11 protein-coding genes are annotated in these 12,817 nt (G+C 73.2%); 6 read left to right on the top strand and 5 right to left on the bottom strand.

The annotated features are described in order from the left end of the window. Nucleotides 1–2: 2 nt before the first annotated feature. Genes H5V45_RS11665 through H5V45_RS11655 form a run of 3 tightly spaced genes read right to left on the bottom strand, consistent with a single transcriptional unit; the run spans nucleotide 3 to nucleotide 2,757 of the window. Nucleotides 3–1,340: a hypothetical protein gene (locus H5V45_RS11665; protein ID WP_185253072.1), complete on the bottom strand. Its 1,338-nt coding sequence runs from the start codon at nucleotides 1,338–1,340 to the stop codon at nucleotides 3–5. After that, complete coding sequence (locus H5V45_RS11660; RefSeq protein ID WP_185253071.1) at nucleotides 1,337–1,501, bottom strand: hypothetical protein; 165 nt, start codon at nucleotides 1,499–1,501, stop codon at nucleotides 1,337–1,339. Before H5V45_RS11660 ends, H5V45_RS11665 begins: the two co-directional genes overlap by 4 nt. Further along, nucleotides 1,498–2,757 (bottom strand): hypothetical protein, encoded by a 1,260-nt coding sequence (locus H5V45_RS11655; protein ID WP_185253070.1) that lies wholly within the window; start codon nucleotides 2,755–2,757, stop codon nucleotides 1,498–1,500. Before H5V45_RS11655 ends, H5V45_RS11660 begins: the two co-directional genes overlap by 4 nt. A gap of 185 nt (nucleotides 2,758–2,942) precedes the next feature. On the opposite strand from H5V45_RS11655, the gene H5V45_RS11650 reads away from it, so the two are divergent. Genes H5V45_RS11650 through H5V45_RS11630 form a run of 5 tightly spaced genes read left to right on the top strand, consistent with a single transcriptional unit; the run spans nucleotide 2,943 to nucleotide 8,282 of the window. Beyond that, nucleotides 2,943–4,334 carry a threonine dehydratase gene (locus H5V45_RS11650; protein ID WP_343061533.1) on the top strand — a complete coding sequence of 464 codons (1,392 nt, stop codon included), beginning with the start codon at nucleotides 2,943–2,945 and terminating at the stop codon, nucleotides 4,332–4,334. 55 nt (nucleotides 4,335–4,389) lie between these two features. Continuing rightward, the gene (locus tag H5V45_RS11645) at nucleotides 4,390–5,193 is read left to right on the top strand and encodes a LamG domain-containing protein (protein ID WP_185253069.1); all 804 of its coding nucleotides are present in this window, start codon (nucleotides 4,390–4,392) and stop codon (nucleotides 5,191–5,193) included. Nucleotides 5,194–5,237: 44 nt separating this feature from the next. Next, nucleotides 5,238–6,026 (top strand): deoxyribonuclease IV, encoded by a 789-nt coding sequence (locus H5V45_RS11640; RefSeq protein ID WP_185253068.1) that lies wholly within the window; start codon nucleotides 5,238–5,240, stop codon nucleotides 6,024–6,026. A 35-nt stretch (nucleotides 6,027–6,061) separates the two neighbouring features. Further along, a complete protein-coding gene (locus H5V45_RS11635) occupies nucleotides 6,062–7,201 on the top strand; it encodes a lipid II:glycine glycyltransferase FemX (RefSeq protein ID WP_343061532.1) in 1,140 nt (379 codons plus the stop codon). A 10-nt stretch (nucleotides 7,202–7,211) separates the two neighbouring features. Beyond that, nucleotides 7,212–8,282 (top strand): alanine racemase, encoded by a 1,071-nt coding sequence (locus H5V45_RS11630; RefSeq protein ID WP_185253067.1) that lies wholly within the window; start codon nucleotides 7,212–7,214, stop codon nucleotides 8,280–8,282. Here H5V45_RS11630 and H5V45_RS11625 read toward each other — a convergent pair. Continuing rightward, nucleotides 8,243–9,655 (bottom strand): glycosyltransferase 87 family protein, encoded by a 1,413-nt coding sequence (locus H5V45_RS11625; protein ID WP_185253066.1) that lies wholly within the window; start codon nucleotides 9,653–9,655, stop codon nucleotides 8,243–8,245. The genes H5V45_RS11630 and H5V45_RS11625 overlap by 40 nt on opposite strands. Nucleotides 9,656–9,676: 21 nt before the next feature. Next, on the bottom strand, nucleotides 9,677–12,010 hold the full coding sequence (locus tag H5V45_RS11620; RefSeq protein WP_185253065.1) for a transglycosylase domain-containing protein: 2,334 nt from the start codon (nucleotides 12,008–12,010) through the stop codon (nucleotides 9,677–9,679). Nucleotides 12,011–12,198: 188 nt separating this feature from the next. Between H5V45_RS11620 and H5V45_RS11615 the strand changes: the two genes are divergently transcribed. Beyond that, nucleotides 12,199–12,801, top strand: coding sequence for a PadR family transcriptional regulator (locus H5V45_RS11615; protein WP_185253064.1), 603 nt, complete (start codon nucleotides 12,199–12,201; stop codon nucleotides 12,799–12,801). Nucleotides 12,802–12,817 lie beyond the last annotated feature (16 nt).

Below are 12,817 nucleotides of genomic sequence, written 5' to 3'. Positions count from 1 at the left end.
GGTCAGGCCCGGCGGCGGGCCCGCACCAGCAGCACCCCGCCGAGGACCGCGAGGAAGGCCGCGGCGCCGAGGAGCCCCGCCACCAGCGTGGTGGTCGTGGAGCTGCCCTCGTCGGCCGCCGGCTCCGCGGCCGAGGTCTCCGGGTCGGCGGACGCGTCGGACCGGGTGCCGATCGGCTGCGCCTCGGCGCCCTGCGGCGCGGGGAAGGCCGGCACGTCGGCGGCGTACTGCGGGTCGGCGCCCTCGGCGAAGACGCCGGTGCCCTTGAGCAGCGCCGGCGTCAGCTCCATCGAGACCGTGGCGTCCTCGGCGCCGGACGTGTTGCCGACGTACACCGCGAGGTAGTAGGTCCCGGGCTGCGCGGCCAGGGTGCCCTCGGAGTCGAACTCGTCGCCCGGCTCGTAGTCCGCGCGCGAGCGCGGCGAGACCAGCCACGAGCTGGTCTCGACGCTGGCCGGGCCGGTGCCGAGCGTGGCGGTCGGCCGGAAGCGGTCGGCCTCGACGGGCGGGACGCCGACGATGCCGCCGACGGGCGAGAGGATCCGCATCTCGACGGCGGCGCCGGGGGCGGCGCCGTCCTCGTCGGTGATGCTCGCGAACGCGTCGAGCTGCTGGTTGAACGGCACGTCGACGGCGAACCACGAGATCCGCCCGACCGGGAGGTCGACCTGCGTCGTCTCGTCCGTCGGGAGCGTGGTCGCCTCGGCCATCCAGGCACCCGGCTCCGCCTCGAGCGTCGGCTCGCCGGGCGAGAAGGTCTGGGCGCTGCCGTAGCCGGTGACCGGGAGCTTGGCGAGGTTCGTCACCGGCGGGACCTCCCAGACGTCCAGCTCGTAGGGCACGCCCTCGGAGACGCCGGCCTCCTTGTTGTTGTAGACCAGCAGGAAGAGGTCCTCGTGCGTGGCGCACTCGGCCTTCTGCGTCGTGTAGCCGGCCCGGCTCTGCAGCGGCATCGCCGAGGCCCGCCCGTCGGAGTCGAAGACCGTCCGTCCGCAGAAGACGGCCGTCCCGTCGTCCTCCTTGTAGGCCACCGACGCCCGCAGCCGCCCCTTCGCGACGACCGGGTCGGTGGTGAGCAGGGTGAGGCCGAACATCACCGTCGAGCCCGGGATGGTGCGCTGGAAGGAGTAGACGTTCTGGCTGTCGCTCGACGTGGTGTGGTCGAGCAGCCGCCCGGCCGTCACCGGCGTGGCCTCGTCGGCCGATTCGCCGCCGTCGACCTCGGTGAGGCCGGCGGGCAGGTCGACGCCGGTGTCGTCGGCCAGCGCGGGCGCCTGCATGAGGGCCAGGGCGAGCAGCGTCGCGGCCGAGGCCAGGGCGGCTAGGGGGCGGGTGGTCATGGGGTCTCCCGAGGAGTGGGGGGTACGGCGGGGCGCCGGCCGCGCAGCAGCGCGACCAGTCCGAGGACGACGAGCAGGGCGGCGAGGGCGAGCAGCCCGAAGGCCAGCCCCCAGGGCGGCTGGGCGGCCAGGACGGTCAGGGCCGGCGCGGTGGCGCTCATCCGGTGCGCCCCCGCCGGCCGAGGGCGACGACGCCGGCCACCGCGAACAGCGCCGCGGCGCCGAACAGGCCGCCCACGAGGGTCCACGAGGTGCCGGCCTCCCGGCCGGCGTCGCCCGCGGCCGTGCCGGAGCCGCCTGCCCCGTCCGACCCGCCGGACCCGGGACCGCTCGTGCCGTCGACGTACGGCAGCGCCGGCGGATCCTCGGCGTAGGGCGGGGCGGTGGCGGGGTAGTCCGTCACGACGCCGACGTTCAACGTCAGGTCGACGCCGTCCTTCGTCGCCTTGTCCGCGAACGTGTCGATCGAGAGGTAGTAGTCGCCGGCGATCGCCGCGGGGGTGTCGCCGGCCTTGCCCTCACGGTTCTTCCAGGCGATGGTCGGCGTGGCCCAGCCGGCCGTGGTCGGCGTGCTGTTCAGGGTCAGCTCGGTCGTCGTGGGGCCGCCGGAGTAGCCGGTCTCGCCCAGCACGCCGCCGAGCGGGCTCAGCCAGCGTGCTCCCACGGTGGCGTACGCCGTGGTCCGCGTGCTGCTGACCGCCGCGACCTGCGCGTGCTGGCCCCAGGTCAGCGGCACCTTGACCAGCGCGGGCTCCCCGGGCTCGACGTGCACGGCGTACGTGCCGGCGGTGACCTCGGGGGCGTCGGCGTAGGTCGTGCCGGGGACCAGGTCGTCGGGCGGGGCCGACGGCAGCGCGGCCCACGGCACGGTGACGCTGCGGTCGGGCAGCGTCGCGCCCTCCTCGAGCGGCGGCTCCTCCCAGACGACCAGCTGGTAGCGGCCGGCCGGCACGTCGGTCGCGGCCGTCCGCAGGACGAGCGAGTCCGCGGCCTGGCAGGCGGGCTTCTTCGTGGTCGTGAAGAGCCGGGTCGAGAACGTGCTCTGGTCGAGGGTGTCGGAGAGCGACTCGAAGCCGACGCACGAGTCGCCCGAGCCGTCCGGGCTGCTCTCGAGGGTCAGCAGCGGGGCGGTGCTGCCGTCGGACTTGGGGAGGACGGCGGAGGCGCCGTACCAGAGCGTGCTGCCCGGGATGGTCCGCTTCACCTCGACGTACTGCTCGGCGTCGCCCTCCGGCACCGCGACGGTGTAGAGCCCGGGGCCGACCGGGGTCGCCTCGATGACGTTGCCGGCCGGCGTCACCTCCTCGCCGGCGAAGGTCGCGGGGTCCGCGGCCAGGGCGGGGGCCGCGAGGCCCAGCAGCCCGAGCCCGAGGGCTGCGGTGCCGCGGGCGAGCAGGCGCGACAGGGGTGCGGTCACCGGTCTCCCCCTCTGTGCTGCGGTCCCGCGGTGGACGCGGGCCGGTGTCGGCTGTGGACACGGGCGTGGTCGTGGACGATGGGCGCGGGCTAGCGTGAGCGCACGCCCGCTGCCGACCTCCTTCCACCGGTCGGCCGTCCGAAAACCTTCCCGGCTGCCGCACCCTACGTTCGCGAGAGGACATCGTGGTCGACCCCGACGCCCCCACCGGCGGCCCGGACGAGCGCCGCGCCCGCCAGACCGAGCTGTACGGCGCCCCGGTGGCCGAGCTGACGGCGACGATCGGCGAGCGGCTCGGCCTCGACCTCGGCGGCATCGCCCGGGTGATCGGGGTGTCCGTGCCGATGCTGACCGCGGTCCGCGACGCGCACCGCGTGCGGATCGGCAACCCGGTGGCGACCGCGCGGCTGGAGATGCTGCGCGACTTCGCCGGGCACCTCGCCTCGGGCGCGGCGGACCCGGTCGAGATCCCGGTGACGCTGGCCCAGATCGCCGCCGCGTCCGGCCCGCTGCCGCACAGCGGGGTGACCGCGGTGGCCTCCGGCCCCCGCCACGCGTCCGGGTCCGGGTCCTCGTCCGGGGACGGCGCCGGGGAGTCGTCCGCGAACGGCACCGTCGGTGGCACCCTCACCGTCGAGACCCTGCGCGCGGCCCGCGAGCGCGTCGCCCGGCACGTCCCGCGGACGCCCACCCGCCGCTGGCCGCTCCTGGAGCAGGCGACCGGTACCGAGACCTGGGTCAAGCACGAGAACCACACCCCCACCGGCGCCTTCAAGGTCCGCGGCGGCCTCACCTTCGTGGCCCGCCAGCTCGCGGCCACCCCCGACCTGCCCGGCCTCGTCTCCGCCAGCCGGGGCAACCACAGCCAGAGCCTGGCCTTCGCCGGCCGGGCCCACGGCGTGCCGGTCACGATCGTGGTGCCGGAGGGCAACTCCCCCGACAAGAACGCCGCCACCGAGGCGCTGGGCGCCGAGCTGGTCGTGCACGGTCGCGACTTCCAGGAGGCGGTCGAGCACGCCCGGGTGGTCGCGCTCGAGCGCGGCCTGGTGATGGTGCCGTCGTTCCACCCGTGGCTGGTCGAGGGCGTGGCGACGTACGCCGCGGAGCTGCACGAGGACGTCGCGGCCCTGGACACGGTCTACGTGCCGGTCGGGATGGGCAGCGGGATCTGCGCGAACATCGCGGTCCGCGACCTGCTCGGCCGCTCCACCGAGATCGTCGGCGTCGTGGCCGAGCGCGCGCCGGCGTACGCCCTCTCCTTCGAGGCGGGCCGGCCGGTGCCCACCGACGAGGCCGACACGTTCGTGGACGGCGTGGCCTGCCGCGAGCCGCACCTCGACGCCGTGGCGCGCATCGTCGCCGGGGCTGCCCGGATCGTGCGGGTCAGCGAGGAGCAGGCCGCGGCCGCGATGGCGCTGATGTACCGCGCGACGCACAACCTCGCCGAGCCCGCCGGGTCCCTGGCGCTGGCCGGCCTGCTGGCCGAGCGGGACCGCGTGGCGGGGCGCCGGGTCGCGGTCGTGCACACCGGCGGCAACGCCGACTTCGACGTCCTCACCCGCGCCCTCACGGGGTGACCCTGGGCCGCGAGGACTTGCCAGGCGCACCGTCGGTCGTCGTACGTTGGAGGGCATGTCTGCCCCCCGTCTCGCCCGTCTGACCGCCCTGGGCGGCGCTGCCGCGCTCGCCCTCAGCCTGCTCTCGGCCGCTGCGCCGCAGGCCGCGCTGGCCCACCACGCCGGCTCCGCGCCGGGGCCGGTGAACGCCCAGACCACCTTCGGCTGGGGGCGCCCGCAGTGGCAGGACGAGTTCGAGTACGCCAAGCGCGCCCGCCACTGGGACGTCAGCGGCCGCGGCAACGTCCGCAACCAGTTCGGCCAGCTCACGCTGAACACCGGGCGGCGCGGCGACACCACCGCCACCCTGGACCGGCGCGGCCACGCGACCGGACGCTGGGAGATCCGGCTCCGCTCGCACCGCTACGGCAGCGGCCACACGAACTACCGCGTCCAGACCGAGCTGGTCCCCGCGGGCGACCGCCGCCAGGCCTGCGGCGCGCGCAACGTCGCGCTCGAGAGCTACCGCCTGTCGCGCTCGCACGCGGACTTCTGGATCCGGGCCCACCACCGCCAGTTCACCGCCTCGAAGCGCCTGAACCTCAGCAACGACCGGTGGCACACCTTCGGCGTCGAAGTGACCCGGCACCGGATCACCTGGTTCGTCGACGCGCACGCGGTCCGCACCGAGCGCCGGCCCAAGGCGCGCTCCGGCGTCCCGCTCACGGTCCGCTTCCGGATGGACGCGAAGCCGGGCGCGCGGATGAACCAGAGCCGCATGCAGATGGACTGGCTGCGCTACTACGACCTCCACCGCCCGAACCGGAAGTCCACGGCCGCGCCGCGCACCCACAAGAGCACCTACCAGCGCACCTGCTGACGGCTGCCGGGCCGGTCGTCGGTCCACCCTCCTAGGCTGGGCCCATGTTGATCGGAGCCCACGTCGACCAGACCGACCCGCTCGCGGAGGCCGCCGCGCGGCAGGCCCCGCTCGTGCAGTTCTTCCTCGGCGACCCCCAGGGCTACCAGGGCCCCGAGATCCGGTACGCCGGCGGCGCGGACGGCCTGAAGGCCGACGCCGAGGCCGCCGGCGTGGACCTCTACGTGCACGCGCCCTACATCGTGAACGTCGCCACCACGAACAACCGGATCCGGATCCCCAGCCGCAAGCTGCTGCAGCAGCACGTCGACGCCGCGGCCTCGATCGGGGCCAAGGGCCTGATCGTCCACGGCGGCCACGTGAACAAGACCGACGACCCCGAGAAGGGCTTCGACAACTGGCGCAAGGCGATCGAGGCGACCGACCTCAAGCTGCCGCTGCTGATCGAGAACACCGCCGGCGGCGACAACGCCATGACCCGCCACCTCGAGCGGATCGCGCGGGTCTGGGACGCCATCGCCTCGGCCGAGCAGGCCGACCGGGTCGGCTTCTGCCTCGACACCTGCCACGCCCACGCCGGCGGCAACGCCCTCGAGACCGTCGTCGGGGACGTCCTGGCCATCACCGGCCGGATCGACCTCGTGCACTGCAACGACAGCCGCGACGCCTTCGACTCGGGCGCCGACCGGCACGCGAACTTCGGCGCCGGCACGATCGACCCCGAGCTGCTCGCCTCCGTCGTCCGCGAGGCGGGCGCCCCGGTCGTGTGCGAGACCCCCGGCGGTGCCGCCGAGCACACCGCCGACTTCGCCTGGCTGGCCGAACGCCTGTGACCGGTCGCGCCGCCCCGAGCGGTAGCCTCGGGCGCGTGCTGAGCGTGCGAGTGATCCCCGAGACCGAGCACCTGGAGTTCATCCGGGGCCGCCGCTCGGCGAGCTTCCTCCAGGTCCCCGCGTGGGGCCGGGTGAAGTCCGAGTGGCGCCGCGAGTCGCTGGGCTGGTTCCGCGACGACGAGCTGGTCGGCGCCGGGCTGGTGCTCTACCGCCAGCTGCCGAAGATCAAGCGTTACCTCGCCTACCTCCCCGAGGGCCCGGTGATCGACTGGGAGGACGAGGACCTCGCCACCTGGCTGCGGCCGCTGACCGCGCACCTCAAGCAGCAGGGCGCCTTCGGCGTCCGGATGGGCCCGCCCGTGGTGACCCGCCGCTGGAGCGCGGCCCAGGTCAAGGAGGGCATCGCCGACGACGGCGTACGACGCCTGGGCGAGCTCGCGCCGCTCGAGCGCGGCTCCGTCGGCGCCCGGGTCGTCTCCCAGCTCAACCACCTGGGCTGGCACCCGCAGGCCGTCGAGGGCGGCTTCGCCGCCGGCCAGCCGCAGTACAACTTCGTCGTCCCGCTGCGGGACGACGCGGGTGACCCGCGCACCGAGGACGACGTCCTCAAGGGCATGAACCAGCAGTGGCGCCGCAACATCAAGAAGGCCGCCAAGGAGGGCGTCGAGGTCACCAGCGTCAGCGGCGCCGACGTCGGCGAGGAGCTCAAGGCCTTCCACGACCTCTACGCCCACACCGCGCAGCGCGACCACTTCACGCCGCGGCCGCTGTCCTACTTCCGCACGATGTGCGAGGCGCTCGGCGCCGAGGACCCGGACCGCATCCGGGTCTGGTTCGCGCGCCACGAGGGTGACCTCGTCGCCTCGACGATCTCGATCCGGGTCGGCGGCCACGCGTGGTACTCCTACGGCGCCTCCTCGACCGAGAAGCGCGACGTGCGCGGCTCCAACGCGGTGCAGTGGGCGATGATCCAGGACGCCCTCGCCGCCGGTGCGGACGTCTACGACCTGCGCGGCATCACCGACACCCTCGACGCCGACGACCCGCACGTCGGCCTCATCCAGTTCAAGGTCGGCACCGGCGGCGAGGCCGTCGAGCACGCGGGCGAGTGGGACCTGCCGCTGAGCGGGGCGCTCTACAAGGCCTTCCAGCTCTACCTGAAGCGCCGGGGCTAGGACCGCGACGATGAGCCTCACCCTGACCGTCGACGGCGAGCGCTGGCGCACCCACCTGCGCCGGGTCGTCGACGCCAACCCCGGCCTGGTGCCGGTCGTGAAGGGCAACGGCTACGGCTTCACGCTGGGCCGGCTGGCCCGCAAGTCGCAGTGGCTGGCCGACCAGGGCACCGGGCTCGACACGATCGCCGTCGGGACGTACGCCGAGCTGCCCGAGGTCGCGACCCGCTTCTCCGGCGACCTGCTCGTGCTCACGCCCTGGCGCCCGTTCGGGGCCGGGCTCGAGGTCGACCCCGCGCTCGCCGACCGGGTCGTGCACACCGTCAGCCGGCTCGAGGACCTCGACGACCTGCTCACCCGCGAGCCCCGCGCCCGCTTCGTGCTCGAGCAGGTGACGAGCATGCTGCGCCACGGCCTCGGCACCCGTGACCTCTGGGCGACCGCGGCCGTCCTGGCCCGGCACCGGGGTGCCCGGCTCGAGGGCATCGCCCTGCACCTCCCGCTCGCGCAGGGCTCGCACCTGTCCGAGGTCTCCCGCCTCGTCAACGACGTCGTCGCGGCCGGCCTCGACACCAGCACCATCTGGGTCAGCCACCTGACCGCCGACGAGCTCGCGTCGCTGCGGGCGTCGTACGCCGACTTCACCATCCGACCGCGGGTCGGCACCGACCTCTGGCTCGGGGACCGCGGGGCGCTGCGCGTGAGCGCGACCGTCCTGGACGTGCACGCGGTCGAGCGCGGCGACGTCTTCGGCTACCGCGGCCGCACCGCGCCCAAGCAGGGCCACATCCTGGTCGTCAGCGGCGGCACGGCCCACGGCATCGGTCTCGAGGCGCCGCTCGGCGACTCCTCGATCAAGGGCCGCGCGGCCACCCTGGCCCGCGGCGGCCTGGACGCCGTCGGCTTCGTGCGCTCGCCGTTCTCCATCGACGGCAAGCAGCGGCTCTTCGCCGAGCCGCCCCACATGCAGGCCTCGATGCTCTTCCTGCCGCACGGCCCCCGGGTCCCGGCGGTCGGCGACGAGGTCGACGTGCGGGTCCGCTACACCGCCACGGCGTTCGACCGCGTCGTCCTGGCCTGAGCCACCGGCGCCCGCACGGGGTCGTGCCACGGCCGCCAGACGTCCCGGGCCACGAGCACGACGAGGTAGAGCTCGCCGGCCATCCGCACCAGGATCGCCAACCAGTAGAACCCGGAGTCGCCGCCACCCGCGGGGGCCAGGAAGTTGCCGAGGTACCACCACACCGACGCGAAGTAGAAGACCTCAGTCGCCTGCCAGACCAGCTGGTCGCGCCAGCGCGGTCGCGCGAGCGCCGCCAGGGGCAGCAGCCAGAGGACGTACTGCGGCGAGTAGACCTTGTTGACGAGCAGGAAGCCCGCCACGACGAGGAAGCCGAGCTGGGCGAAACGCGGCGTCTGCGGCGCGAGCAGCCCGAGGGCCAGCACGCCGAGGCACCAGGCCCCGAAGAAGACCCACGACCACACGTTGATCGTGTGCACGTCGACACCGTCGGTGGCCTGCGCGACGACCAGCCAGATCGAGCCCAGGTCGGCACCGCGGTCGGAGTTGAAGTGCCAGAAGACCAGCCACTGCTCCTTGCTGGAGAGGTACGCCGGCAGGTCGGCCACCACCCAGGTGGCGACCGCGGCCCCGAGGACCGCGAGGAAGCGCATCGGGCGGCGCTCGCGCAGGCAGATCACCAGCAGCGCCCCCAGCAGGAACAGCGGGTAGAGCTTGGTCGCGGTGCCCAGGCCGATCAGCACGCCGGTGAGCACCGGTCTCCCGCGGGCCCAGGCCCACAGCGCACCGGCCACCAGGCCGACCGCGAGCAGGTCCCAGTTGATGAGTCCCGTCAGCGCCAGGGCCGGGGACAGCGCGAAGACCGCTGCGTCCCAGGGCCGTCGCCGGTGCACGCCCGCCAGGAACCACGTCGCCAGCAGGGTGACCCCGGCCAGCACGACGGCGTTCACGACGACGTACGTCCGGGACTCCTCGACGACGTCCGGGTCGGCCGACACGGTCGCGACCGACTGGCCGTAGCGGTCGTCGAGCGACGGTGAGCCGCTGACCCAGTGCGTGACCCAGGCGGTCGCCCACGCGACGTACGAGATGCCGACGGGGTACTCCATCGTGTCGTAGCGCGCCCGGACCTGCTCGTCGTCGGTGTAGGGCCAGTTGAGCTCGACGAACCCGCGCCCGGTGTAGAGGTAGGGCAGGTCGGAGTAGCACATGTGCGAGTAGCGGGCCTCGCCGTCGCGCCAGGAGTCCTGGTAGCAGTTGTTCTTCTGCACCATGCCCACCGCGAAGCAGATCGCGGTCAGCGCCAGCAGCACCCGGACGGGGGTCCACCAGCGGTGCCGGCCGGCCCGGGTCCCCACCGGGCCGCCGACGCTCTCGCTCAGCGTGGCGACGACCGGGTCGTCGAGCGTCGGGTGGACGCGCTCGTCAGCCACCCGGCGTACCGGAGGGCCGGGTCACCACCGGGAGTACCACGCCGGGTCCGCGGTCACCATCGACCGCGGCGCCCGCGAGCCGGGAGCCGCCGAGGGCGACGCGCTCGGGCTCGAGGACGGCGGCGGGCTGGAGGCCGGCGGGCTGGAGGGCGAGGACGACGGGCTGCAGCCGAGCACGCCGCACGTGTCGGTCGGCGTCGGCGGGGCCGACGTCGTCGGGACCTCGCTGGTCGGCGCCTCGCTGGACGGCTCCTGCGTGGTGCGCGTCGGGCTGGGCTTGCGCGTCTGCTGCGGCGCGCTGGTGGTGGCCGGCGGCGTGTACGGCTCGTGGTCGCCCTCGGGCGCGGTGCCGTCGACGTTCGCGGCCGGCGGGAACTGCTCGACGTCGAGCCCCTCCATGTCCTTGGTCATGACGGCCGTCCAGGTGTCGGCCGGGTAGTCCGCACCGAAGTACGACGGCAGCCAGCCGTCGATCTGGTCGTCGCCGTCGCCCCGGACGTACATCACGGCCGTCGCGAGCTGCGGGGTGTAGCCGACGAACCAGGCCGACGAGACGACGTCGCTGTCCCCGGCCTCCTTGGTCGCGGTGCCGGTCTTGCCGGCGGCGGGCCGGCCGAGCGCCAGCGCGGCCTGGCCGGTGCCGCTCTTGACGACCTGCTGCATCGCGTAGGAGACGTCGGCGGCGACGTCCTCGCCCACGGCGTCCTCGGTCGACTGCTTGTAGGAGTACTGCACCTCGCCGTTGCGGTCGACGACCTTGTCGATCACGTGCACGTCGGCGCGCTGGCCGCCGTTCGCGATCGTGGCGTACGTGTTGGCCATGTTGATCGGGCTGATCCGGGCCTTGCCGAGCGTGATGAGGGTGTCCTCGGGCGAGATGTCGCGGGTGCTGCTGGGGATGCCGGGGTACCTCTTGGTCGCCTTGGCCGGCGGGACGCCCATCTTCTCGGCGGTCTCGAAGATCTTCTTCGGGCCGTCCGGAATGCTGTTCGACATGTCGACGAAGGCCGTGTTGATGGACTCCTCGAGGGCGTAGGTCGCGTCGACCGAGTCGCCGTAGTCGTTGCCGAGGCCGTCGGAGCCGGTGCCCTCGTTGCGCACCGCGAGGCCGTCGGGGAACGTGTACGGCGAGTTGCCCTCGAAGGTGTCCTTGAGGGAGTAGCCGTTGGTCAGCGCCGTGGCCAGCGTGATCGGCTTGAACGTCGAGCCGACCATGCCGCCGGAGACCGCCCAGTTGATCTGCGACTGGAGGTAGTCCTGGCCGCCGTAGAAGCCGCGCAGCGCGCCGGTGCCGGGCTCGACGCTGGCGACCGCGATGTGCAGCTGCTTGTCGGAGAAGCCGTCGGGCCGGGCCTCGAGGACGCCGGCCTGGGCGGCCTGCATCGCCTTCGGCGTGAAGGTCGTGGTGACCCGGAGGCCGGCACCGTCGATCTCCTCGTCGCTGAAGCCGAGGCCGTGCAGCTCGGTCTTGACCAGCTCGAGCATGTGGCCCTTCTGGCCGCCGTACTGGCTGTCCGCCTTAATCTCGGGGAACGCCGGGAGCTTCTTCTCGGCCTTCTCGGCCGCCGACGCCTCGATCGTGCCGGCGCTCGCCATGCCCTCGAGCACGTAGCGGTAGCGCTCCTTGAGGGCGCGCTTGTTGTCCTTGCCGTTGGCCGGGTCGAAGTTCGTCGGGTTGTTCAGGACGCTGGCCAGGACGGCCGACTGCGGGAGGGTCAGGTCCTTGGCGTCGATGTCGAAGTAGGCCTGGGCGGCGGCCTGGACGCCGTACGCGCCCCGACCGAAGTAGATGGTGTTGAGGTAGCCCTCGAGGATCTGCGACTTGCTCAGCGTCTGCTGGATCTTCAGCGACAGGATCGCTTCCTTCAGCTTGCGCTTCAGCGAGCGCTCCTGCGTGAGGTAGAGGATCTTGACGTACTGCTGGGTGATCGTCGAGGCGCCCTGGGTGGAGTTGCCGCGGGCGTTGCTGAACGCCGCCCGGATGATGCCCTTGGGGTCGATGCCCTTGTCGGTCCAGAAGGTGCGGTTCTCGGCCGCGACCACCGCGTCCTGGAGGGTCTGCGGCATCTCCTTGAGCGTGATCGACTCGCGGTTCTGGGTCGCGAACTTGCCCAGCTCGGACTTGCCGTCGGCGTAGTAGATGAAGGAGGTCTGCGCCTGGAAGTCCTTGTTCGGGTCCGGGATCTCGGTGGTCTTGTAGAGGTAGAAGAACGCCCCTCCCACCAGCAGCGCCCCGACCAGGGCCAGGACCAGCAGCCACTTGGCGACCTTCTTGACCCGCTGGCGCGGGGTCACCTTCTTCTTCTTGGGCGACTGCTTGACGGCCGGACCGTCGGCCCTGCGCTTACCACTCAACTTCGGACTCCGTGACTCGGCTGCGGGGGGACGTGCGCGAGCCCCCGCTGCGCACCGACTGTGGGCGCACCCGGGGAGCGCCGCCAACAGGGTACGCACCCGCGGCCGGTGCGGCGCTCCACCGTGACGCGCGCCTCGCCGGACGCGCGGAGTTCTCCACTTCTGGATATATCGCTACGATAGGTCGTATGGCACGTCGCGCAGAGACCATCGAGCTCGCAGTCCTCGGACTGCTGCACGAGGGACCCATGCACGGCTACGAGCTGCGCAAGCGCCTCAACCTCATGCTCGGCTGGGGTCGGGTGCTGTCGTACGGCTCGCTCTACCCCACCCTGAAGAAGATGCTGCGCAGTGCGCTCATCGAGGAGACCGCGACGACCGTGACGCCGGTGACCCGGCGCCCGCGGATCGTCTACCAGGTCACCGAGGCGGGGCACAGCGAGTTCGAGCGCCTGATGTCGGAGGTCGGCCCCACCGCGTGGGAGGACGACAACTTCGACATCCGCTTCGCCTTCTTCGGGCGGACCGACATGGAGATCCGGCTGCGCGTGCTCGAGGGCCGTCGTACCCGCCTCCAGGAGCGCCTGGACCGCGTCCAGACGCAGCTGGCGATGACCCAGAAGGAAGTCGACCAGTACGCCGCCGAGCTCCAGCGGCACGGAGTCGAGTCGGTCGAGCGTGAGGTCCGGTGGCTCTCGGACCTGATCACGGCCGAGCGCACCAACGGGCGGCCGGCGAACACCTTCCCGGTGCCCGCCCCCCACCCCTCCGGCCCCACGGCCGACCAGTAGCTGCGACCCCAGCAGC

Source organism: Nocardioides luti (assembly GCF_014212315.1).
GTDB classification, from domain to species: domain Bacteria; phylum Actinomycetota; class Actinomycetes; order Propionibacteriales; family Nocardioidaceae; genus Nocardioides; species Nocardioides luti.
Note: the sequence above shows the minus strand (reverse complement) of the source record. Positions and strands in the feature narration are given on the sequence as shown.